This is a genomic window from Salmonella sp. JXY0409-18, assembly GCF_020268625.1.
GTDB lineage: Bacteria > Pseudomonadota > Gammaproteobacteria > Enterobacterales > Enterobacteriaceae > Salmonella > Salmonella enterica.
Window position 1 is genome coordinate 3,448,918 of sequence record NZ_CP084216.1, and the last position, 23,559, is coordinate 3,472,476.

Here is a 23,559-nt window from a genome sequence, read left to right on the forward strand (position 1 = left end):
GCAACGCTTTTATTTCTTTTTATAAATATCAGCCGTACCATGAATTTTATTTTCTGTCTGCCCGGACGTCAGCACCACCACATCCGCCCCTTTTTCATCCGCCTTTTTGATTAAATCTTCTCTGGCATCCAGCGGCGACATTTCCCCGGTGGTGGAAATCGTGCCAATTTTCGTGTATTCGGAGGCGACTTTATCAAAGTCCGTTTTTTTCATGATTTCTGCGGCATAAACGTTTGTCACGACAAACGCTAATGCGCCAAGCATAACCTTGTAGCCAGTTTTCATAGCAAAACCCTCGTTTTATTATTACGCCATCATCGCTTTATCAGAACAAAAAGGCCGTTCGGACTGATTAAATAAGTAGTGTAGATTGCTGGAAAAATCCAGTCAGCCCCCGCTCTGTCGGCGTAACAACGCGGATTAAAACGCCCCTGCTTTGTGATCTCACTCGCAATCATCTGGTTTGACTATTAATAAGATGAACGTTATTTCTTGAGGCTATGGGAAGAGTTGCCTATGGAGCCGTTTCATGCCGTTGTGCTTACCGTCAGTCTGTTTGTGTTAACCTTTTTTAATCCCGGCGCGAATCTGTTTGTGGTGGTGCAAACCAGCCTCGCATCAGGACGCCGGGCGGGAGTCATCACCGGCCTGGGCGTCGCCACGGGAGACGCCTTTTATTCCGGGCTGGGGCTTTTCGGTCTGGCGACGCTCATTACGCAATGCGAAGCGGTATTTTCTCTTATCAAAATTGTCGGCGGCGCCTATTTATTATGGTTCGCCTGGAACAGTATTCGCCACCAGGCGACGCCGCAAATGAGCACGCTCCAGACGCCGATTGCCGCCCCGTGGACAATTTTCTTTCGCCGGGGATTAATGACCGATTTATCCAATCCGCAAACCGTACTGTTTTTTATCAGTATTTTTTCCGTAACACTTAGCGCAGAAACGCCCACATGGGCAAGGTTAATGGCCTGGGCCGGAATTGTGCTGTCATCCGTTATCTGGCGTATTTTTCTCAGCCAAGCCTTTTCGCTCCCCGCAGTCCGCCGCGCTTATGGGCGAATACAGCGCATTGCCAGCCGTGTTATCGGCGCCATTATCGGGATGTTTGCGCTCAGACTTCTCTATGAAGGCGTGACGCACCGCTAATGTTTGCCCGGTAGCCTTTGCTACCGGACGATAAGCGTTATCAAAACGCCCATGAAACGCTGCCTACAATGCTACGCTCGGCACCAAAATAACAATAAGAGAGCGAATTACAGGCAGCGACATAGCGTTTGTCCGTCAGGTTATTTACGTTGAGCTGGGCGCTCAAGCCATTTAACCCAATGCTGGATAAATCATACCCTACCACCATATCGACCAGTGTATAGGACGGCAAGGTGTGGGTATTCAGGCGATCGCTGGTCACGCCGTTGACGTACCGAATGCCGGAGCCCAAAGTCAGCCCCTCTAACAGACCGCTTTTCACATCGTAACTTAGCCAGGCGCTGGCCTGGTTCCGTGGAGCATAAACCGCGCGCTTACCCTGCTCTTGCGGGCTACTTTTCTTATAACGGATATCAGTATAGGTATATGCCGCCTGCAAACGGACGCTATCCGACAAATGGCTAATGGCCTCCAGTTCAACCCCTTTAGACTCAATTTCACCAATCGAGCGGTACGGATCGGTAGGTTCTACTTTGGTCGCGATATTGGTCTGGTTAATACGATACACGGCGGCGCTAAACTGGCTGTTCCCCCCCAGCGGTTCGTATTTTACCCCCGCCTCCCACTGCTTGCCTTTCATCGGTTCCAGCACATTGCCGTTTTCGTCGGCGAAGCTGGTTGGCGTAAACGCGGTAGAATAACTGAGATAGGGGGCGACGCCATTGTCGAACAGATAAAGCAACGCGGCACGGGTGCTGACGTTGTTTTTATCGAGATCGCTGCGTGAATCATGAAGTTTGTCGATGTTAGACACGCTGACCCGATCGTAACGACCGCCCAACGTAAAGCGCCAGCGATCCCATGACATCTGATCCTGTAAATAGTATCCGGTCTGCCGCAGCTTATGTTTTTCACGGCTATACAACGTAATGTAATCCGGCTGAGCGCCATAAACAGGGTTGAAAGCGTCAATCGGCGGAAACGCGCCATAATAGCCAGTAGTATGATTACTGCGATCCTGATAATCGATCCCCACCAGCAGACGATGATTAATCGCCCCGGTATCCACACTGCCGTCGAGCTGATTATCCAGCGCGATAGCCGACATTTTCTCCCCGGAGCCGGAATAGCCGCGATTCAGCGCCGTTTCATTCAACCAACCTGCGGCATAGACCTGATTCAACGTCACTTTGGTATGCAAATAGCGCAATTTTTGCCGTACCGACCAGCCGTTATCGAACAGATGCTCAATGTTATAACCCACCATATTTTCACGGCGATCGTATTTGTCGTAGTCATCTTCACCTTCAAAGAAAGTGTTAGAAATTTTTCCGCCGTTATAAGGTACAACCGTGCCTTGATAAGGCAGTCCGGAGTGGCTACCGCCTTCCGGATCACGGTGCAGATAGGCCATAAGATCAAGACGCGTCCGATCGGTAATTCGCCAGGTCAGGCTCGGCATCAGCGCATAGCGTTCCTCTTTCAAGGGGGTAAACTGCGAATCGGCGTAACGTGTCATGCCGCTAAGACGCGCCGCCACACGTTCATTGTCATCCAGTGGGCCGGTCACATCAAAAGCCGCCCCGCGCTGGTTGTGATTGCCGGCAAACAGCTTCACCTCTCCCCCGGCATCAAACGCCGGTTTTCGCGACGTCAGCGCGACAATGCCGCCTGGCGATGAACGTCCATACAGAACGGACGCCGGGCCGCGTACCACCTCAATATCTTCCAGAAACCAGGGGTCAACCACCAACGAACTGTGTGAATTGGTGTCGCCCATCATTTTTAACCCGTCGAGATAGACGTTATCCAGACTACCGTCCGAAAAACCACGCAATACGATGTAATCAAAGCGGTTAGAGGCGCCTATCTGATTACTGTATACGCCTGGGGTGTAGCTGACCGCCTGACGCACGCTGGTTGCGCCCTGCTCTTCAAACTGCTGGCGGGTAATAATGGATACCGACTGCGGCGTTTCAATATCTGGCGTCGCCAGCTTGGTCGCGCCACTCTGAACGGGCGAGGTGACAATGACGGTATCATTTTTTGTGGTTTCCTGGGCAAAAAGAGGAAAAGTCGCGCCGCCGATAGCTCCGCCTATCAATAGCGCCATACGCGTTGTCGCAAACATGAACATCTCCAAAGGCATCTTTATTGTAAATAAGAATTATTACCTTTTAGAGATGACGGACCACTATGCGTAACGCCAGATTGCCTATGCGCAATGATAAAAAATCACCCAAAGCGGCAGAAAACCGGGTTAGCGGCGGATATTACCGCTCTGGCGGAGCGCGTTACGCACAGTGTCGTGACGCCGTCAGAGACGCGTCACGCAGCTCGCCGGGCGAGCAGCCATAACGCCGACGAAATGCCGTCGCAAAGTTTGTGGCATGTTGATAGCCTGACATCCAGGCGGCCTGCTGCACGCTGTATCCCTCCATCAGATAACGACGCGCGCGCGCCAGGCGGCAATCGCGCAGATAATCAAACACGGTACACCCATAGGCATGGCGAAACTTGCACCGCAGACTACTTGGACTCATTGCCGCCCGACGCGCCAGTTCGTTCAGCGTGTAGGCTTTTTCCGGCGTCTGCTCCAGTAAACGCCGAATGAGCTCCAGCCGCTGATATTCACCGGTGACGGGAAGCCCGCGTTTTTGCTTCGCGGGCTGACATAGATTTAGCGCATAGCCCAGCAATTGCAGCATGATGCCTTCCAGCATTAACTGGCGTGACGCCGTATGAGGTCCGGGCTGCTGCGCATAGCGTAGCCCTGAAAGCAGAAACTCCGGCACCTGCCAGACCCTCGCCGAGGCCGCGCTATTTTCCCACTCGTCTGCCAGCGAGACAGGCAAACGCTCCCGCCATCCGCCGTCCGGGTACATTCCCAGCGACAGGGTGCGCAATTTACTGTCTGCGCCGTGATGGGCGCGTATCGTCTGCTGCTCACTCAGTTGCGAGCAAAACGCCATCCCCGCGCTCAACAAAAAGGTCTGCTCATTGACAGCCAGCGCAACGTTACCTTCCAGCACCACCAGCATATACAGCGGACTGCTATGGCGAGAGGTGGTTTCATAAGGTTGTAACACGTGAACATCCGAGCGTGTAATGCAAATCCCGCCGGGAAGCGCTATCTCTTCGATATCGCCATGAAGTACGGGACTACTCTGCGTATACTGCGGTAACGCAGGGAAGCGGTAATCAATGCCATAACGCTCGCCAAACGCGATGAAGTCGCTGACGGAAAAGATCTTTTTCATCGCCGGGGCGGCGGAAGAGTGACAGGAGATCGGAGACATTATCAATACCGTTTATCTGCGTTATACCAGAGCGTTAGCCACTGTGTAACCATATCACTGCGGCCCGGGAACGACAATAAAGATGAGAATAATTATCAACCGCTATTGAGGGGAGAGATAAGGCGAGCAAAGGTGATCGATAAACGCCGATCTGTCGATAAAAACGCGCTTTCGCCAGAGACGAAAGCGCGTCCGGGGGGTATCAGTCAGGAGCGAAATCCTGCGGAGGTCATGAGCAGTCTGAACAACATTCCGACGCCCGCCAGCAGAAGCACGCTGGCGCACCATATCGCGACCATCCATACGACTCGCCGCGACCATTTTTTCACTTTAACCATCAGTGATATCCCTCTCCATGTCGCACTTTTCCACGGAAGACGTAGTAGCTCCAGAAGGTATAAGCCAGAATAATCGGGATGATTATCAGCGCCCCAACCAGCATAAAGCTTTGACTTTGCGGCGGCGCGGCGGCGGCATACAGCGAAATATCCGGTGGAATAATATTCGGCCAAATACTGATGCCTAACCCGCTGAACCCCAGAAAAATCAGCCCTAGCGTGAGAATAAATGGACGCGCATGGGATTCTGGTTTTTTCACGCTGCGCCATAGCCAGACGCTAAAAGCCAACACCAGCACAGGCACCGGCAGGAAGTAGTATAAATTGGGCAGCGTGAACCAGCGCTCGGCGATGTCGTCGTGGGTGAGCGGCGTCCACACGCTGACGCCTCCCATCACCAGCAACAAGACGATCAACAACGGGCGCGACAGCGCGCACATCCGGCTATGCAGCGGATCTTCGCTTTTCATAATCAGCCAGGTAGCGCCCAGCAGCGCGTAGGTGACAACCAGACCGACACCGCAGAACAGATTAAACGGCGTCAGCCAGTCAAGCTGCGAACCGCTAAAGGTTCGCCCTTCCACCTGAAAACCGCTCACCACCGCCCCCACCACAACCCCCTGGGCAAAGGTCGCCAGGATTGACCCGACGATAAAGGATTTATCCCAGAAAGCGCGATGCGACTCGGTGGCTTTAAAACGGAATTCAAACGCGACGCCGCGAAAGATAAGACCAAGCAGCATAACCACCAGCGGGATAGTCAGCGCGTCGGTGATGACGGCATAAGCCAACGGGAACGCGCCAAAAAGCCCGGCCCCGCCCAGCACCAGCCAGGTTTCGTTCCCGTCCCATACCGGCGCGACTGAGTTCACCATAACATCGCGATCGTGTTTATCACGAATAAACGGAAACAGGATACCGACGCCCAGATCGAAACCATCCATCACGATATACATCAGCGTGGCGAACACGATAATAGCAAACCAGATAACCGGAAGATCGATGGTCATTCGCGTTTCTCCTGCTCAAGCGATTCTCCCACGGCAGAGATAGGACGCGCGGGTCTGCCATCGGTTTCAGCGGTCGGTGTCTCCGCCGGCTGCGGCCCTTTCTGGATAAGGCGAATCATATAAATATAGCCAACCCCAAAGACCAGAGAATAGACCACAAAGAAGGCCAGCAAACTGATGCTCATCTGCAAGGTGCTGTGCGCGGAAACCGCATCACGCGTTCGCAGCAGGCCATAGACCACCCACGGCTGACGTCCTACTTCAGTCGTCACCCATCCGGCAAGGATGGCGATAAGCCCGGACGGCCCCATCCACAGCGCAAAGTGCATAAAGGGCCGCGAATGATACAGTCGGCGTCGGTAGCGTAGCCACAGGCTGGCCAGCCCCAGGAAGATCATCAGTACGCCCATGCCCACCATCAGACGGAAAGACCAGAACACCACGGTAGAGTTGGGGCGATCCTCTTTGGGATAATCTTTTAGCGCAGGCACCTGTTTGTCCAGGCTATGCGTCAGGATCAGACTGCCCAACGCCGGGATCTCAAGCGCATAGCGGGTCCGTTCCGCCTCCATATCCGGCCAGCCTACCAGCGTAAGCGGCGTTGGCTCGCCGGGCGTATTTTCCCAGTGCCCCTCAATCGCGGCAATTTTGACCGGCTGATGCTTCAGAGTATTAAGGCCATGCATATCGCCAATCAATGCCTGAACGGGCGCCACCACGACCGCCATCCATAACGCCATCGAGAACATACGGCGGATAGCCGGCGTATCGTTACCTTTCAGTAAATGCCAGGCAGCGGACGCGCCGACAAACATCGCGCTACTTAAAAACGCCGCAACGGACATATGCAACAGGCGATACGGGAACGACGGGTTGAAAATCACCGCGAACCAGTCCACCGGGACCACCTGACCGTTGTGAATTTCAAATCCCTGCGGGGTATGCATCCAACTGTTAGACGCCAGAATCCAGAACGTCGACATTAACGTGCCCAACGCCACCATACAGGTAGACAAGAAATGCAGGCCCGGCCCGACTTTGTTCCAGCCAAAAAGCATCACGCCTAAGAATCCCGCTTCCAGGAAGAATGCGGTGAGCACTTCATAGGTTAATAAAGGCCCGGTGATACTGCCGGCGAACTGGGAGAAACCGCTCCAGTTCGTTCCGAACTGGTAAGCCATGACCAGACCGGAGACCACGCCCATCCCGAAGTTGACGGCAAAAATTTTGAGCCAGAACTGATAGAGCGAGCGCCAGACAGGATTACGCGTTTTTAGCCATAGACCTTCCAGTACCACCAGGTAACTGGCTAAGCCAATCGTAATCGCGGGGAAAATAATATGAAAAGAGACGGTAAAGGCAAACTGGAGTCTCGCTAAAAAGAATGCATCAAACTCCATATTCCCTCCCGTTTATATATAGTCACTTCGTGTAAAATATTCACTGTTCGCAACCAGGTTGAAACGAAACGGTTATTTCCCCAAACGTAAAAACGTCGGGGAATATCCAGATAAATTACGATTTTTTTTGCGGCTGGCTGTCAGGCTTATCGCCCGACTCTGGCGCTTCGGAGGGGTCGTCTTTTTCGACTGCGAAACGGTAGTATCTATTTAGCATAACATGTCTCCCTTAGTTACATTCAATTGGCAATATCTACCTGGCCGTTATAAAAATAACGGCAAAACAAAAAAACAGAGTCCTCAAGACTATTTGCAATTTCAGCAAAATACGCTTAGCTGAAAGTTAAGAATAGACGTAAAACGATAACCTTCAAGTCAACGCGGTTTACGGGACGGGGGATCAGCACAGGGAGAATGACCGCAACGCTCGCTGCGCGGCGGCCATTTTATATGGTCTATCAAAAAGATAACCGTTAAGGTCCATTCAAACCCGTTAGTTTACCTTCCCCTCAATCAAGCCATTGATCGTAGAAAATACCGCCGGCGCGCTGGTCGCTTCCGCAAACTCGACATTGATATTTTGCCGACGCAGCATATAGAAGAATTTACGTTGCGCATCAAGAATAACCTGATCGCCTACGCGCATATTTTCTGCTTTAGTTTCAACCAGTAAATAAACACTGTCGGCGTCCTGACGCTCAATACGGTACACAAAATCCGGCGTAGTAGAGCCCCCCGTATATTTGGGGATCTGAATGGCCCGCTTAGGCAATTTGCCAAACACAGAAACCTGTTGCGGATAATCGTATTTTAATAGCGGCAATTCTGGATCGACGCTGTCATAACGCAACGGCGGTATTTGATAGAGAGAACGGGGATCGTCTATCGCATTCTCATCCACATTTTTCCCCACAATTTCAGCGCTAATCTCCTCTCTGAACTGCCGTGCCGTGGAATCAAATACCGACGTTGAAGCCTGAAAATCGAGAGGCAGATAATCGTGGCGCTGCGCAAAATGCGCATTAATCCGCGCCTGTAATGCGCGGGTCATATTGTCCAACGAGATCTCGCTTAAATAACGTGAATCTCCGTGCAAAACATCACGCAGCATCGCCATTAACACCGGGTGCAGGACGTTAACCGGCAGACTGGTGCGTAACGCCAGTTGCTTAAGAAAATGGCCATATTTCATGCCCGCCATAAATTCGCTGGCGGCTAATTCGCCTTCCCGCTGCGCCACTTCAAAACGGCCATTATCTTCATTCGATACCAGCCGTTGTTGCACCTGGCTTGGCTTCTGGCGTATATACAGCGCCGGATCGCGCAGCACCTCGGCGGCAATCTGTTCCAGAGAAGCGCCGCTACGCTCGAATTGCAGCATATAACGGCGGGAAAACTGCTCCCAGATACTGCTAAGTTGTTCCCAATTCTCTTTGCGTAACCTGACTCGCAGCCGGGAGGCGGGCTTATTGTCACGAATGCGATCCGCTCGCACCCGAGCCTGCGTCAGCTCAGGGTAGAACTCCAGTAGCCACGCAAAACCACTTTTGGTTTCCCCGTTAAGCGTGACGCTGGGTTTAAACTCATTACTCCGGTTGATCAGTTTTTTATCATCCAGATCTTCCAGCAAACGAAGCTCCGTAAACGCAGGATCGACTTTTTGCCGCTCGGTGACGATGAGTGTGATCATCGCCTCATCCAGTTTCTGCTCATTAAGCTGAACTTTGCTGTCGCGATTAATCTCATCAACCAGCATACTGGCAAACGTTTTTTCATCATAGCCAATCAGAAACGACAGCCGGGACGGCCACTCTTCCTGATGAACGCGATGGCCGTTTTCATCTACCGGTAGCCGCAGACCGCGCCCCACTTCCTGAATTTTGCTCGACTCGCTACCGGAAGAACGTAATTTAGCAATGACAAAAACATTCGGGTTATCCCAGCCTTCGCGAAGCGTCCATTTTGAAAACAGAAAGCGGCGCGTTTCCCAGTTGCCGTGATGGTCTGAAAAACTGAGCAACTTCTCTTTATTTTTCAGAATATCATCTACTTCAGCCTGGATCGCCTCATCGCCGCTTCCCCGGTCTTCGCCAAAGTAACCAGCGTGGACGTTTTGGTTATCCGAGTGCAGGCTGGCGAGCGTGGCCTGCAGAAACGACAGATACTCCACTTCTCGCGGCAGGGTCTTGCGCTGATAATCGTCAATCAGTTGCGTCAGTTTCTTTTTCAGTAAACACTCAAACTTCAGTTTCAACCAGCCTTCGTCATCACGATAGCTTTTAATACTGTCAATAAAGAAAAGGCTTAAGGTCTTAATACGCGGGGCATTATTTTCTGGCTCATTGCTGCGTAAGAAATTTGCCTGCTCGGTGTCAAAATGCTTATCAATGGCGTCCTGAATAATCAGTTCCTGGTAGCTTGCGCCAAAGGTTCCTGGCACCAGCGCCATCCCTGCCTCCAGCTCCAGATCGTTCGACAACATTTTACTGCCGGCATATTCAATACTGCCCTCAAATCCTGCATCGACATCGGCGAGATTTTCGCCCACGCCAACCTCGGCAATTTTGCTCCCCCGTCGGAGGATTAATTTCTTTGCCGTGACGCTGTCAACGATATAACGATTGTTGGCCTGTTCTTCGGGGAGATTCGGGTAATAAATATCAATACCTTTCACCAAACCATCGTTAAAACTGTCCACCGCGTTGAGATCAAACTGCGGTTGCCGGCGATAGTAATCTTTACGTACACATTTATTTTTACCCTTACCTTCGACAATATCCGGGAAGGTAGCGCCAAAGCGGACGATCATTTGCGGCTGAATAGCCTGAATCGCTCGATAAAATTTGTTATCTCGCGCAAAACGATGCGGTTCATCAATAATGACCACCGGTCGCGTCATTTGCAGCCCTTTAACAGGCGACGTCAGCCCACCCAGGAGCGTTTGATCGTAATCGTCTCGCGTCATACTGGCGGAATTGAGCATTTGCGCATTGATCAGCAAAACCTGAATCGTATGGCTATCACGACGGCTGGCATCGGTAAAACTTAATAGCTGGGCCGGAAAATTTTTACGCCCCGACTTTACTTTAAAATCACCGGCGTTAATGGTGCAAAGTTCCATCCGCGTATTTTCGTAGAACTGTGAAAAATGCTGTCTGGCGTAATCGCTGATGATAAAGTTCCGCGCGCCTTCTTTAATGGCTGGCGTCGGCACCACCAGCACAAATTTGAAGAGGCCGTAGTTCTGATGCAGTTCATACATCAACCGGGTATAGACATAGGTTTTGCCCGTCCCGGTCTCCATTTTAACGTCAATATTGGCCTTATCGTCGTAACGTTCCTTAATCAGCGGATTAGCATAGTGATTATGATCGGCCTGCGCGTGATCGATACCGGTGAAACTCGCCAGAATCGCCGCTAACGCCTGTTCCTGATGGGGAAGTTCTTCCAGTAAAATATTCATCATCATCCCCTCTTAATAACGCTTCACCAGGTTCACTTTTTGATCAAGCTGTTTTAAGCCGATTTCCAGTTCACGAATGGATTCAAGGTCGAAAGAGTAGCCGTAAATGACAATGGTCTGAACCGGAAGCTGGTGCGTACCAATGTGGTTGAGAAGATCGCGGGTCTGCTCGGTTCCCCATCGTTCATCAATCAGATACAGGCGCGTATTATCAACATACCTGGCGCAATAGCCGGAAAAATCAATGGTCTGTACGTCAATATCCATTTTATAACCATCGGCGACCAGCCATGTCGTTAATAAGGTCTCTTCGCCGCTTGCGCCGCCCGGCACGCCCAATCCTCTGGCGGAAAAAGGATTGATCATGTCGGTAAATCCTGACTCGGTGAAAGCGGCCAGTTGACCGCTGGTATTGATAAAATGGCCGGTAGCAATATCGAAGCTATCCAGATCGTCCAGCGTCTGCTGTGTCGGAGTGGCAAAACGATAATGTTTAAAACCGAGATCGCTATTGGTCGTGGGATTGTTGGCGCGGATCTTCGCCGCAACGCGTGTAATTCGCTCACGGCTGATTTCATCAATAGTGTTATAACCTGCTTTTTTCGCGATAGTGTTATTGCTTAATGCCTGATCGATAGTACACAGAATAAACGTGCGCTGCCCCCCATCTTCTTCATTCAGCGCCATTACCGCATGGGCCGTAGTGCCGGAACCGGCAAAAAAGTCCAGAACGACGCCGTCTTTATCGATAGCGAGCTTGATGATTTTCTTCAATAATGCGGTCGGTTTCGGCGTATCAAAAACGTTGTCGCCGAAGAGATCCAGAATCTCCTTTTTCCCCTCTTTATTCGACGCGACGTTATCCCAGTAATTGGTCGTTGGCTGCCCTTTACTGTGATGCGCGTACATGACTCGCTGGGGAATACCGCCGTTATCTTTGCCAAAATAGACCAGATTATCGGCCACCAGTTTTTGGTAACTGGCTTCAGGATAAGCCCATAGTCTTTCGTGTACCGTACCGTTCGGCGTGGTAATTTTATAGGTATAGCCGCCGCCGCTCAGCCCTTTTGACACCGTTAACGGCACCGGGCGCCATTTCCCTTCTGGAAACTGTTCGGTCGGTTCTTTATAGGATTTCTGAATATACTCTTTAGAAAGCGGTTCTAAACGTAAAGCGCCCTGACCGGTTTTGGCGTAAACAAGAATGTATTCCCCCTGGATGGAAACGTTATCAGAGTCGTTAGAAATCTCTTTTTTGCGCTTCCACATCACATTGGTGACAAATCCGCCTTCGCCAAAAATCTCATCCATCATTAATTTAAGATTGGCGTACTCATTATCGTCGATAGAGATAAAAATAAATCCGGTATCTTTCAGGAGCTTCCTGGCCAGGAAAAGACGCGGATACATGAAAGATAACCACGCGGAGTGCGTCGATTTACCCTGAATGGATTTTAAACGTGCCAGTTCAGTATCATTAAGACCAAACATATCCTGCAACGCCCGATCGCTATATTCAAAATGATCGGGATAGACAAACCCGTCCGACCCGGTGTTATAAGGGGGATCGATATAGATCATATCGACGGTATCGGCGTAATTATTTTGCAGATGGCGTAACACATCCAGATTATCTCCGGTCAGAAAAAGATTATGGCTGTTTTTATTTTCTGCCAGAGTATTGTGTTCCACGTCAGGAACGATAACGGTAACGGATTTTTCACCCGCCTGTTTTTTTGCGTAATCTTTGCCAATAAAATCAATCTGATAACCGCTAGTCAGCTCATCAATATTACGCGCTTTCAACGCGCGCTCAAATTTGGCGAGATCAAATCCGCCTTTCGCGATCAGTTCGCCCTGCTCGTTATAGCGATCGGCGGTAAAAAATTCCGGTAATGCACGTTGTAACTCAGACAGAAAGGCGCTATTCGGGGCAACAGACTCGTTGTGTTTTTGGTTATCTTTCAACATGATATCTTCGCTCCGTTGACAATTTTAAGGTCCAACAATCAATTTCTTATAAAGAAAAAAGTAAGCGATGATTGTAATGGTCACGAAAGGCAGATGCCATCATTAACCTTTGTTGTTCGTTGAAAGGGCGTAAAAACCACAGGAGGAAGGAGCGCTCCCGGCGACAGTATGCGCCAGGAGCGTAGTGTTTACGTGCGATGACCGATGGCCGACTCCGGGAGGGCGTCGCTATCTGTACCGGAGATGACGACTCCCCGGGTCTCGCGACCAAATGCCACAAATACACAGATTAAAATAGCCACCGCGCCAGCCACGATCGCCATTGCCAACCCGTAATTGCCACCATGCGTTTCCGCGATGCGGGCCTGTAACGTCGCATTAACCGACGCCAGTAAATTACCGAGTTGGTAAACAAACCCTGGCAGTACAGCGCGCGCATTCGCCGGAACCAGCTCGTTCAGCCAGGTCGGCACGACACCCCAGGCGCCCTGCACCATAAACTGCATCAGGAACGCGCCCAGGCCAATCGTGAATGATCCGCTGGAAAATGCCCATAGCGGGAGTACCGGAAGCGCAAGAAAGGCGGCGATCATGATCGCTTTTTTACGCCCAATACGTTCCGATAGCGTACCGTAGAAAATACCGCCGAGCATGGCGGCAATGTTATAAAAAATCGCAATGATACTGATCAGATGCGGATCAAAACCATGCTGCATCTTCAGGAAGGTAGGATAGAGATCCTGCGTGCCGTGACTGAAAAAGTTAAAGAACGCCATGACCAGCACCAGATACAGACACAACTTCCACTGTTTGCGCAGAACAGGAAGCAGCGCGGTATTCTCTTTACGCGCTCTGGCCGCCAGCCAGACGGGGGATTCCGGCACTTTAAACCAGATATAAGGCAGCAAGACAACAGGCAGGGCGCCAATCAGGAACATGCCGCGCCAGCCTACCATACTGTAGAAGAGGCCAAAAATAACCGAGGCGAACAGATAGCCGCAGGGATAGCCCGCCTGAAAAATGCCCGACATCAGGCCACGCGAACGATCGGGAATGGTTTCCATCGCCAGTGATGACGCGACGCCCCATATCCCGCCCATCGCCACGCCGTACATGACCCGAAAAATCAGAAATGCCATGAAGGTGGGCGACCAGGCGGAAAGCAGTTCAAACACCGTGAAGAACAGAATATTGAGCATCAGTATCGGTCGACGTCCGTACTTTTCCGCCATTCGACCAAATAGCAGCGCGCCAATGGGACGTACCGCCAGGGTCAGCATAATCGCAATGGAAACGTCCGATACGGAAGCGTGAAACCATTCGGCGAGATCGCTAAGTACAAAGACAAGGATAAAGAAATCAAACGCATCCAGCATCCAACTGGTAAAGCTGGCAAACGCCACATGTCGTTGTGTCGTCGTCCAGTTCAGGGGGGTGTACATAGGTAGTGTCCTGCATCAAAAAATAACATCAAGCTTTGAAGCGGCGAAACGCTGGAGCGCTCCCGTCGTCAAAGCGACGTAACAAGGTAGCGTTGCGCTACTTATTTGTTATCTTTTTGTATATAGCAGGTAAAATGTTAGCAAAAATAGACAAATCATTACATATTATTAACAAAGCTTACTGGCACATGATTTGTCACACTTTTTATGGGGATTATCTCATGCAAAGGAAAGCGAAGCGTGGCTAGCGTATCGCGACCGGCCTGTCGCCAGACCGATCGCCATTGACGATTACCTCTCGCGCGGCGGGAAACCGGCCTTTTGCAGGGCGGCGGCAATCTGCTCCGCGGATAGCGACGTTTCAACGTCAACCAGACGCGTCGCCGGGTCGGTTCTCACCGTCGCATTAGCATCAAGAGTCAGAATCGTCTTTTTTACCGTACTGGCGCAGCCGCCGCAGGTCATGTCATCAATATGGAACTGCATAGTGAACTCCTTTTGTGTGGGAACTGTTGCCAGTCTGGGCCTTGCCAGTGTTGGAAGGTCAAGCGTAATCTCAGGACTTACAGACGCTTTGCCAGTCCGTGGCGACGAGGACGGCACAATACCGCTCCGGTACGCGCCTCCGGCTCGCTATCGTCAGGTTGTCCAAGCGTATGCAGAATGGGGCAATCTGGCAGCGCGTCGCCGGCGCAGCAGTGAATCAGCGCTTTGAGGGTTTGCGCCATGTGCTGCATGTTCTGGATACGTCTGTCCAGTTCATCAATGTGCGTCTGCGCCAGGCGTTTGACGTCAGCGCTTTGCCGCGACTGGTTATTCCAAAGATTCAGTAAGTCGCTGATTTCAGCAACTGAAAAACCGAGGTCGCGCGCGCGGCGTATAAAATGCAATTGATTAACATCAGCCTGGGTATAGGCCCGATAGCCGGAATCCGTCCGACTTGCCGCGGGAATCAGACCAATCTGTTCATAGTAGCGAATCATTTTGGCCGAAACTTTCGATGCTTTAGCTGCTTTACCGATGTTCATGACGCTCCTCCTCAGGTCGTGGATGTGTCGGATGGGGTTGCCATCGGCGCCCGGAAACGGCGCAGCCGCAAAGCGTTGCCCAGCACGAACACGCTCGACATCGCCATCGCCCCTGCGGCGAATACCGGGGACAATAATATGCCCCAGACCGGAAATAGCGCGCCTGCCGCGACAGGAATCAGCGCCGTATTGTAAGCAAAGGCCCAGAACAGATTCTGGTGGATATTGCGGATGGTCGCTTTAGACAGCGCGATAGCATTCGGCACGCCTTGCAGGTTACCGGACATTAGTACGACGTCGGCGGATTCCACCGCCACATCGGTGCCGGTGCCAATCGCCAGCCCCACGTCGGACTCCGCCAGCGCTGGCGCATCGTTGATGCCATCGCCGACAAACGCCACCTGCCCATACGCCGCTTTCAGGCGCCGTATCGCCTCGACTTTCCCTTCCGGCAATACCTCGGCGACCACGTCATCAATTCCTAACTGTCTGGCGATAGCCTGTGCCGTGCGGGCATTATCGCCAGTGATCATGGCGACCTTAATCCCGAGTTGATGTAAAGCGTTAATCGCGGCGGGCGTACTGGGTTTGATCGGATCGGCCACGGCGATAATCGCCGCCAGTTGACCGTCAATAGCCGCATAGAGCGGCGATTTCCCTTCCTGCCCTAACCGTTCGGCGGTGGTGGCGAAGCCGCTAATATCCACGCCAATTTCGCGCATATAGCGATCGGCCCCCACGTCAACACGCGTACCGGCAACGGTAGCGTATACGCCCATCCCGGTCACCGATTCGAAGCCGCTCATGCCTGGTAGCGCGATCCCTTCCTCTTCTGCCGACACGACAATCGCACGGGCAATCGGATGCTCTGAACGCGATTCTACCGCCGCGACTTTCGCCAGCACCTCACGGCGTTCAAAGCCGCTGGCCACGTCGAGATCGGTCAGTACCGGGCGGCCTTCGGTAAGCGTCCCGGTTTTGTCTACGGCCACCACCTTAGCGTCTTTGAGTAGCTGTAACGCCTCCCCCTTACGGAACAGCACGCCCATTTCAGCCCCACGACCGGTTCCCACCATAATGGAGGTCGGCGTCGCCAGGCCCATCGCGCAAGGACAGGCGATAATCAGAACCGCAACGCCATTGATCAGAGCGAAAGTCAGCGCTGGCGACGGCCCAAACGCCAGCCATACCACAAAGGTCAGCGCAGCAATAAGCATTACCATTGGGACAAACCACAGCGTCACTTTATCCACGACGGCCTGAATCGGCAGTTTTGAACCCTGCGCCTGTTCCACCAGACGAATGATTTGCGCCAGCATGGTCTGTCCGCCGACGGCGGTCGCCCGCAGCGTGAGCGCGCCTTTTTGGTTTACGGTACCACCCACCACCGCGCTTCCTGCGGATTTCTCTACCGGTATCGGTTCGCCGGTAATCATCGACTCGTCAACGAAGCTGCGGCCTTCGGTCACTTCGCCGTCAACCGGTATCCGCTCGCCTGGCCGAACCTCCACACAGTCGCCCAGCACAACTTCGTCGACAGGGATATCCACGATGCGGCCCTCGCGTAACACATGCGCGACCCGCGCCTGTAGCCCCACCAGACGTTTAATCGCTTCGGAAGTCCGCCCCTTCGCCCTTGCCTCCAGAAAGCGCCCCAGCAGAATAAGCGCGACAATCACTGCGGCGGCCTCGTAATAGACGTTTACCGTCCCTTCAGGCAACAGGTCGGGCGTAAAGGTCGCCACCAGCGAGTAGCCGAATGCCGCTGCGGTTCCCACGGCGACCAGCGAGTTCATGTCCGGCGCCAGACGCGCCAGCGCCGGGAACCCTTTAAGGTAAAAACGGCGACCGGGGATCGTCAGCACCAACAGGGTCAGTGCAAATTGCCAGTACCAGCTTTGTTGCAGGCCAATCGTTTTTATCACCCACTCGTGCATACCAGGAATAAGGTGCGAACCCATTTCAAGCACAAAAACGGGGAGCGCCAGCACGCTGGCGAGAATCAGATCGCGCTTCAGCCTGACGCGCTCGGCCTCTTTTTTCTCTTCAGAGTCGTCTTCGCCCTGCCCCGCCGTCTCTACCGGTCGCGCCTCATACCCCGTTTTTTCAATCGCCGCGATCACCGCCTCCGCCGACGCCGTCCCGCGGACGGTGGCGCGCTCCGTCGCCAGATTCACCGTAGCGTCCGTTACGCCAGGCACAGCCTTAATACCTTTTTCAACGCGAGCGACACACGACGCGCAGGTCATACCTTCAATAAGTAAGCTTATCGTGTCGTGACGATTTTCTGACTGACTCATGACGACTTCCCCATCCTGACTATTCGGTATCAGAAAGCCTAAAGCTTGCCATTGTGGGAAGGTCAAGCGTATTCAGGCTGCACGGTTCGGCGAGAATGTGAGATGGCTCATAAAAGAGGATGATGCGAGACATTTACGCCACGATGCCGACCCACGCCCCGAAAAAACCCGTCAGGAACGCTTGACCTTTCCTTCGTTGTAACGCCTAGCCTTTGTCAAAAATTCTGCGGCAGCGTTGCGGAATGGCCGACACGCTGCGGTAAAGAGGGAAACGACATGCGTAGAACATTCAAAATTATGTTGATAGCCGGCGTCATCGCCGCCATCGGGGGCGTGATTTACATGGCCGGCGAAGCACTATGGGATAAAGGCAACGCCGTCGGCCCCCCGGCCAGCGCGCCGCCTCCACCGTCGGTACCGGTTGCTAAAGCCCTTAGCCGCACACTCGCGCCTACGGCGGAATTCACCGGTTTTCTGGCCGCGCCGGAGACCGTGGAGCTGCGTTCGCGCGTGGGAGGAACCCTTGACGCCGTCAGCGTTCCGGAAGGACGTCTGGTAAGCCGCGGACAACTGCTGTTCCAGATCGATCCGCGCCCGTTCGAGGTCGCCCTCGACACCGCCGTCGCGCAATTACGTCAGGCTGAAGTACTGGCCCGCCAGGCGCAGGCGGATTTCGATCGCATTCAACGACTGGTCGCCAGCGGCGCCGTATCACGTAAAAACGCTGACGATGTCACCGCCACGCGTAATGCGCGACAGGCGCAGATGCAATCGGCCAAAGCCGCCGTCGCCGCAGCGCGCCTTGAACTCTCCTGGACCCGTATTACCGCGCCCATTGCCGGACGCGTTGACCGCATACTGGTGACCCGGGGCAATCTGGTCAGCGGCGGCGTAGCGGGTAACGCCACGCTTCTGACGACTATCGTGTCTCACAATCCCATGTATGTGTATTTCGATATTGACGAAGCCACCTGGCTGAAGGCGTTACGGCATACCCGCTCCGACAAAAATCCACCGGTAGTCAACATGGGGTTAACCACCGATAACGGGCTGCCTTATCAGGGCGTACTCGACTTTATGGGCAATCAGATGAACCGCAGCACCGGCACTATCCGGGCGCGCGCCGTGATTCCTGACCCCGACGGAATGCTTTCTCCCGGCCTGTTTGCCCGAATCAGTTTGCCCATCGGCGAGCCGCGGGAAACCGTGCTGATTGACGATCTGGCGGTGAGCGCCGATCAGGGCAAAAACTATGTGCTGATCGTCGGCAAGGAGAATCAGGTGGAGTATCGTCCGGTTGAGTTGGGACAAATGGTCGATGGACTCCGCGTCGTTACACAGGGAGTACAGCCGGGAGAAAAAATCATCCTCAAGGGGCTGGTGCGTCCTGGCATGACCGTTGCGCCGCGTCTGGTGCCGATGCGGCAGAATATGCCCGATAAACAGACCGCGACATTGACTAAAGCGGACGGCGACAGTGCGCCGAAGGCGGTGCGCCAATGAAATTTACCCACTTTTTCATCGCACGCCCCATCTTCGCCATCGTCCTGTCGCTGTTAATGCTGCTGGCTGGCGCTATCGCCTTTTTAAAACTGCCGCTGAGTGAATATCCGGCCGTTACGCCGCCCACGGTACAGGTTAGCGCCAGCTACCCCGGCGCTAACCCGCAAGTGATTGCCGATACGGTAGCCGCGCCGCTGGAACAGGTGATCAACGGCGTTGACGGCATGTTGTATATGAATACCCAGATGGCCATTGATGGTCGCATGGTTATCTCTATCGCCTTCGAACAGGGAACCGATCCTGATATGGCGCAAATTCAGGTGCAAAACCGGGTATCCCGCGCGCTGCCTCGCCTGCCCGAAGAAGTCCAGCGAATTGGCGTTGTAACGGAGAAAACGTCCCCCGATATGTTGATGGTGGTCCATCTTGTCTCGCCGCAAAAACGCTATGACTCGCTTTACCTGTCTAACTTTGCCATCCGGCAGGTTCGCGACGAACTGGCCCGTTTACCCGGCGTCGGCGATGTTCTCGTCTGGGGCGCGGGCGAGTACGCCATGCGCATCTGGCTGGACCCGGCGAAAATCGCCAACCGCGGTCTTACCGCCAGTGATATCGTTACGGCGTTGCGGGAACAAAACGTACAGGTCGCCGCCGGTTCCGTCGGGCAACAGCCGGAGGCCTCCGCCGCTTTTCAGATGACGGTGAACACGCTGGGCCGCCTGACCAGCGAAGAACAGTTCGGCGAGATTGTGGTAAAAATCGGCGCTGACGGCGAGGTGACGCGTCTGCGTGATGTCGCCCGCGTCACGCTGGGCGCAGATGCCTATACGCTGCGCAGTTTACTGAATGGCGAAGCGGCGCCAGCGTTACAGATTATTCAAAGTCCGGGCGCTAATGCGATTGACGTTTCTAACGCGATTCGCGGCAAAATGGATGAGTTGCAGCAAAACTTCCCGCAGGATATCGAATACCGGATTGCCTATGATCCTACGGTCTTCGTGCGCGCATCGCTACAATCGGTGGCGATTACGTTGCTGGAAGCCCTCGTGCTGGTCGTCCTTGTCGTGGTGCTGTTCCTGCAAACCTGGCGGGCGTCCATTATTCCTCTGGTGGCGGTTCCCGTTTCGCTGGTCGGCACCTTTGCCTTGATGCACCTGTTTGGTTTTTCGCTAAATACGCTTTCGCTGTTTGGTTTGGTCCTGTCGATAGGTATCGTTGTCGATGACGCCATCGTTGTGGTCGAAAACGTGGAACGGCATATCTCGCAGGGCAAAAGTCCCGGAGAGGCGGCAAAGAAGGCGATGGATGAAGTCACTGGTCCCATTCTTTCTATTACCTCGGTGCTAACGGCGGTCTTTATCCCTTCCGCATTCCTGGCGGGCCTGCAGGGTGAGTTTTATCGTCAGTTCGCGTTGACCATCGCTATTTCGACCATCCTTTCGGCCATTAACTCGCTGACGCTCTCCCCTGCGCTGGCTGCCATTTTGCTAAGACCGCACCACGATACTGCGAAGGCTGACTGGCTAACGCGGTTGATGGGCACGGTCACTGGCAGTTTTTTCCATCGCTTTAACCGTTTCTTCGACAGCGCGTCGAACCGCTATGTTAGCGCCGTCCGTCGGGCCGTGCGCGGCAGCGTCATTGTGATGGTGCTCTATGCTGGCTTTGTGGGGCTGACCTGGCTTGGCTTCCATCAGGTGCCGAACGGGTTTGTGCCTGCGCAGGATAAATACTATCTCGTCGGCATCGCCCAGCTCCCAAGCGGCGCATCGTTGGATCGCACAGAGGCGGTCGTAAAACAGATGTCCGCTATCGCGCTGGCGGAACCCGGCGTCGAAAGCGTCGTCGTCTTCCCCGGCCTGTCGGTTAACGGCCCGGTAAATGTGCCAAATTCGGCGCTGATGTTCGCCATGCTGAAACCCTTTGACGAGCGTGAAGATCCTTCACTTTCCGCTAACGCTATCGCCGGAAAGCTAATGCACAAATTTAGCCACATTCCCGACGGATTTATTGGCATCTTCCCGCCGCCGCCGGTTCCAGGGCTTGGCGCGACGGGCGGCTTTAAATTGCAGATTGAAGATCGTGCGGAACTGGGATTTGAAGCGATGACAAAGGTGCAAAGCGAGATTATGTCTAAGGCGATGCAGACGCCCGAACTGGCCAATATGCTGGCCAGTTTCCAGACGAACGCCCCGCAATTACAGGTGGATATCGACCGGGTAAAGGCGAAATCAATGGGGGTATCGCTCACCGACATCTTTGAAACGTTGCAAATTAACCTCGGCTCGCTTTACGTCAACGATTTCAACCGATTTGGCCGCACCTGGCGGGTGATGGCGCAGGCCGATGCGCCATTCCGTATGCAGCAAGAGGATATCGGCCTGCTTAAAGTCCGCAATGCGAAGGGCGAGATGATCCCGCTTAGCGCTTTCGTCACGATTATGCGCCAGTCAGGGCCGGACAGAATCATCCATTACAACGGCTTCCCCTCGGTAGATATTAGTGGTGGACCGGCTCCGGGCTTCTCCTCCGGACAGGCGACGGACGCGATTGAAAAGATCGTGCGTGAAACGTTGCCGGAAGGGATGGTCTTCGAATGGACCGATCTGGTTTATCAGGAAAAACAGGCCGGCAACTCCGCGCTTGCTATCTTTGCGCTGGCGGTGCTGTTGGCCTTCCTGATCCTGGCGGCGCAGTATAACAGTTGGTCGCTGCCCTTCGCCGTCCTGCTTATTGCGCCTATGTCATTACTCTCAGCCATTGTCGGCGTGTGGGTATCTGGCGGAGATAACAATATCTTTACGCAGATTGGTTTCGTGGTGCTGGTCGGCCTGGCGGCCAAGAACGCCATTTTGATTGTCGAGTTTGCCCGCGCCAAAGAACACGACGGCGCAGACCCGCTGACCGCCGTGCTGGAAGCGTCACGCCTGCGTCTACGTCCTATCCTGATGACCTCATTCGCCTTTATCGCAGGCGTAGTACCGCTGGTACTCGCGACGGGTGCCGGCGCGGAAATGCGACATGCGATGGGCATCGCCGTGTTTGCCGGAATGTTGGGCGTCACGCTCTTCGGCCTGTTATTGACGCCTGTATTTTACGTGGTGGTTCGCAGGATGGCATTAAAGCGTGAGAACCGCGTTGATTCGCATGATCAGCAAGCATAATGATGGGAATGGCATAATGAAGATCACTTTTACAGGCTATCGGCAGACCGCCACGCTGGCGACGCTTGCTTTCGTCACCACGCTTGCTGGCTGTACGATGGCGCCGAAGCACGAACGCCCCGCATCGCCGACTGCGATGGTCTATCCCTACGCAACGTCAACCGTTTCTGGCGCGCCGGATGCCGCTGGCATTGGCTGGCGTGATTTCTTCCACGATCCGCTTCTACAGGAACTGATCGCGATCGCGTTACGCAATAATCGGGATTTACGCAAGGCAGGTCTCAATGTTGAAGCCGCCCGGGCGTTATACCGCATTCAGCGCGCGGAGATGCTGCCGACGCTCGGCATCGCCACCGCCATGGACGCCGGTCGCACTCCCGCCGATCTCAGCGTCACGGACGAGCCTGAGATTAACCGACGCTACGAGATGGCTGGGGCGACGACGGCCTGGGAACTGGATCTCTGGGGGCGAGTGCGAAGCCTTAGCGACCAGGCATTAGCCGCCTATATGGCGCTTGATGAGACGTACATTGCGGCGCGAATGAGCCTGGTTTCCGAAGTCGCCAGCGCCTGGCTGACGCTACGGGCTGACCGGGAGCTGCTGCGCTTAACCGAAGATACGCTGGCCGCGCAAAAAAGTTCATACACATTGACAACCCAGCTTGCCCGGACAGGCAACGCCACACAGCTCGATCTGCGTATGGCGGAGATCGCGCTGCGTTCTGCCGAAATCAATCGCGCGGCGTATACGCGACAGTTGGCGCGGGATCGTAACGCGCTGGAATTGCTGTTGGGCCAGCCGCTCACGCCTGAACTGTCGCGTCGACTAAACGAGGCGGTCACGCTTACGGAAGGCGCGATCCCGACCACTCTGCCAGGCGGATTACCGTCAGATCTGCTGGTACGCCGCCCGGATATTCGCGCCGCCGAGTACAGGCTGCGCGGCGCAAACGCCCGAATAGGCGCAGCGCGCGCCGCCTTCTTCCCGACAATCAGCCTGACAGGCACGGCGGGAACGGCCAGCGCGTCTCTTAGCGGGCTCTTTGAACCGGGATCGGGAAGCTGGCGTTTTCTACCGCAAATCACCTTGCCTCTCTTTCACGGCGGCGCATTACGCGCTGACCTGGACAGGGCGCATGTCCAAAAACAGATTGAAATCGCCAGGTATGAAAACGTTATTCAGCAAGCCTTTCGCGACGTGGCGGATGGTCTGGCGGGACAGCGTACGCTGAATGACCAGGTGCAATCAGAACAACGCGCGGTTGAAGCCAGTCAAATCGCCTATGAGCTGGCCGGACTCCGTTTTCAGGAAGGCATCGATGACTACCTTACGCTGCTTGATACCCATCGTATGCTTTATGGCGCGCAACAGCGCCTGGTACGCACACGTCTCATGCAACAGCTGAATATCATTAATCTGTATAAAGCATTAGGCGGCGGTTGGCGGGAATACAGCGAGAAAAAGCAAGGTTAGCCCAAATAGCGCGCGTCG

17 protein-coding genes and 1 pseudogene are annotated in these 23,559 nt (G+C 53.9%); 4 read left to right on the forward strand and 14 right to left on the reverse strand.

The features are described from left to right. Positions 1–9: 9 nt before the first annotated feature. Positions 10–285, reverse strand: a complete 276-nt coding sequence (yahO, locus tag LDB27_RS16900; protein WP_000848026.1) for a DUF1471 family periplasmic protein YahO — start codon at positions 283–285, stop codon at positions 10–12. Between the two features lie 231 nt (positions 286–516). Between yahO and LDB27_RS16905 the strand changes: the two genes are divergently transcribed. Next, entirely contained in the window at positions 517–1,149 is a 633-nt protein-coding gene (locus tag LDB27_RS16905) for a LysE family transporter (RefSeq protein WP_000433131.1), read from the forward strand. 40 nt (positions 1,150–1,189) lie between these two features. On the opposite strand, the gene foxA is transcribed toward LDB27_RS16905, so the two are convergent. The 13 genes and pseudogenes from foxA to golT form a co-directional block, all read right to left on the reverse strand. Next, a complete protein-coding gene (foxA, locus tag LDB27_RS16910) occupies positions 1,190–3,298 on the reverse strand; it encodes a ferrioxamine B receptor FoxA (RefSeq protein ID WP_225519873.1) in 2,109 nt (702 codons plus the stop codon). 145 nt (positions 3,299–3,443) lie between these two features. Beyond that, a complete protein-coding gene (gene foxR / locus LDB27_RS16915; protein ID WP_023137189.1) occupies positions 3,444–4,448 on the reverse strand; it encodes a ferrioxamine uptake transcriptional regulator FoxR in 1,005 nt (334 codons plus the stop codon). Between the two features lie 95 nt (positions 4,449–4,543). After that, positions 4,544–4,736, reverse strand: a pseudogene (locus LDB27_RS23855) (hypothetical protein). Then, positions 4,655–4,840: a DUF2474 domain-containing protein gene (locus tag LDB27_RS23970; RefSeq protein ID WP_305954967.1), complete on the reverse strand. Its 186-nt coding sequence runs from the start codon at positions 4,838–4,840 to the stop codon at positions 4,655–4,657. Before LDB27_RS23970 ends, LDB27_RS23855 begins: the two are co-directional and overlap by 82 nt. Next, entirely contained in the window at positions 4,786–5,796 is a 1,011-nt protein-coding gene (gene cydB / locus LDB27_RS16925; protein ID WP_000151047.1) for a cytochrome d ubiquinol oxidase subunit II, read from the reverse strand. The genes LDB27_RS23970 and cydB overlap by 55 nt, the downstream gene beginning before the upstream one ends. Then, entirely contained in the window at positions 5,793–7,196 is a 1,404-nt protein-coding gene (locus tag LDB27_RS16930; RefSeq protein ID WP_000393711.1) for a cytochrome ubiquinol oxidase subunit I, read from the reverse strand. The genes cydB and LDB27_RS16930 overlap by 4 nt, the downstream gene beginning before the upstream one ends. A gap of 115 nt (positions 7,197–7,311) precedes the next feature. Continuing rightward, complete coding sequence (gene ssaA, locus LDB27_RS16935; protein WP_000934834.1) at positions 7,312–7,413, reverse strand: small effector SsaA; 102 nt, start codon at positions 7,411–7,413, stop codon at positions 7,312–7,314. Between the two features lie 276 nt (positions 7,414–7,689). Further along, a complete protein-coding gene (locus tag LDB27_RS16940; RefSeq protein ID WP_225519950.1) occupies positions 7,690–10,662 on the reverse strand; it encodes a type III restriction-modification system endonuclease in 2,973 nt (990 codons plus the stop codon). Between the two features lie 9 nt (positions 10,663–10,671). Beyond that, positions 10,672–12,630, reverse strand: a complete 1,959-nt coding sequence (locus tag LDB27_RS16945; protein ID WP_000910364.1) for a site-specific DNA-methyltransferase — start codon at positions 12,628–12,630, stop codon at positions 10,672–10,674. A gap of 188 nt (positions 12,631–12,818) precedes the next feature. After that, complete coding sequence (locus tag LDB27_RS16950; RefSeq protein ID WP_000288502.1) at positions 12,819–14,072, reverse strand: MFS transporter; 1,254 nt, start codon at positions 14,070–14,072, stop codon at positions 12,819–12,821. Between the two features lie 291 nt (positions 14,073–14,363). Beyond that, positions 14,364–14,558, reverse strand: coding sequence for a gold resistance metallochaperone GolB (gene golB, locus LDB27_RS16955; RefSeq protein WP_001159470.1), 195 nt, complete (start codon positions 14,556–14,558; stop codon positions 14,364–14,366). Positions 14,559–14,635: 77 nt separating this feature from the next. Then, positions 14,636–15,100, reverse strand: coding sequence for an Au(I) sensor transcriptional regulator GolS (gene golS, locus LDB27_RS16960; RefSeq protein WP_079969854.1), 465 nt, complete (start codon positions 15,098–15,100; stop codon positions 14,636–14,638). 11 nt (positions 15,101–15,111) lie between these two features. Continuing rightward, entirely contained in the window at positions 15,112–17,400 is a 2,289-nt protein-coding gene (golT, locus tag LDB27_RS16965) for a gold/copper-translocating P-type ATPase GolT (RefSeq protein WP_031601940.1), read from the reverse strand. 276 nt (positions 17,401–17,676) lie between these two features. On the opposite strand from golT, the gene mdsA reads away from it, so the two are divergent. From mdsA to mdsC, 3 genes are read left to right on the forward strand one after another with little or no spacing between them, the layout of a single operon-like run. After that, positions 17,677–18,903: a multidrug efflux RND transporter periplasmic adaptor subunit MdsA gene (mdsA, locus tag LDB27_RS16970; protein ID WP_023197128.1), complete on the forward strand. Its 1,227-nt coding sequence runs from the start codon at positions 17,677–17,679 to the stop codon at positions 18,901–18,903. Then, positions 18,900–22,067, forward strand: coding sequence for a multidrug efflux RND transporter permease subunit MdsB (gene mdsB, locus LDB27_RS16975; RefSeq protein ID WP_023225866.1), 3,168 nt, complete (start codon positions 18,900–18,902; stop codon positions 22,065–22,067). Before mdsA ends, mdsB begins: the two co-directional genes overlap by 4 nt. A gap of 16 nt (positions 22,068–22,083) precedes the next feature. Beyond that, positions 22,084–23,541 carry a multidrug efflux transporter outer membrane subunit MdsC gene (mdsC, locus tag LDB27_RS16980; protein ID WP_023233108.1) on the forward strand — a complete coding sequence of 486 codons (1,458 nt, stop codon included), beginning with the start codon at positions 22,084–22,086 and terminating at the stop codon, positions 23,539–23,541. Positions 23,542–23,559 lie beyond the last annotated feature (18 nt).

Coding starts and splice junctions, on each gene's coding strand:
- yahO (WP_000848026.1), bottom strand. CDS start 285: ATGAAAACTGGCTACAAGGTTATGCTTGGCGCATTAGCGTTTGTCGTG.
- LDB27_RS16905 (WP_000433131.1), top strand. CDS start 517: ATGGAGCCGTTTCATGCCGTTGTGCTTACCGTCAGTCTGTTTGTGTTA.
- foxA (WP_225519873.1), bottom strand. CDS start 3,298: ATGCCTTTGGAGATGTTCATGTTTGCGACAACGCGTATGGCGCTATTG.
- foxR (WP_023137189.1), bottom strand. CDS start 4,448: ATGTCTCCGATCTCCTGTCACTCTTCCGCCGCCCCGGCGATGAAAAAG.
- cydB (WP_000151047.1), bottom strand. CDS start 5,796: ATGACCATCGATCTTCCGGTTATCTGGTTTGCTATTATCGTGTTCGCC.
- LDB27_RS16930 (WP_000393711.1), bottom strand. CDS start 7,196: ATGGAGTTTGATGCATTCTTTTTAGCGAGACTCCAGTTTGCCTTTACC.
- ssaA (WP_000934834.1), bottom strand. CDS start 7,413: ATGCTAAATAGATACTACCGTTTCGCAGTCGAAAAAGACGACCCCTCC.
- LDB27_RS16940 (WP_225519950.1), bottom strand. CDS start 10,662: ATGATGAATATTTTACTGGAAGAACTTCCCCATCAGGAACAGGCGTTA.
- LDB27_RS16945 (WP_000910364.1), bottom strand. CDS start 12,630: ATGTTGAAAGATAACCAAAAACACAACGAGTCTGTTGCCCCGAATAGC.
- LDB27_RS16950 (WP_000288502.1), bottom strand. CDS start 14,072: ATGTACACCCCCCTGAACTGGACGACGACACAACGACATGTGGCGTTT.
- golB (WP_001159470.1), bottom strand. CDS start 14,558: ATGCAGTTCCATATTGATGACATGACCTGCGGCGGCTGCGCCAGTACG.
- golS (WP_079969854.1), bottom strand. CDS start 15,100: ATGAACATCGGTAAAGCAGCTAAAGCATCGAAAGTTTCGGCCAAAATG.
- golT (WP_031601940.1), bottom strand. CDS start 17,400: ATGAGTCAGTCAGAAAATCGTCACGACACGATAAGCTTACTTATTGAA.
- mdsA (WP_023197128.1), top strand. CDS start 17,677: ATGCGTAGAACATTCAAAATTATGTTGATAGCCGGCGTCATCGCCGCC.
- mdsB (WP_023225866.1), top strand. CDS start 18,900: ATGAAATTTACCCACTTTTTCATCGCACGCCCCATCTTCGCCATCGTC.
- mdsC (WP_023233108.1), top strand. CDS start 22,084: ATGAAGATCACTTTTACAGGCTATCGGCAGACCGCCACGCTGGCGACG.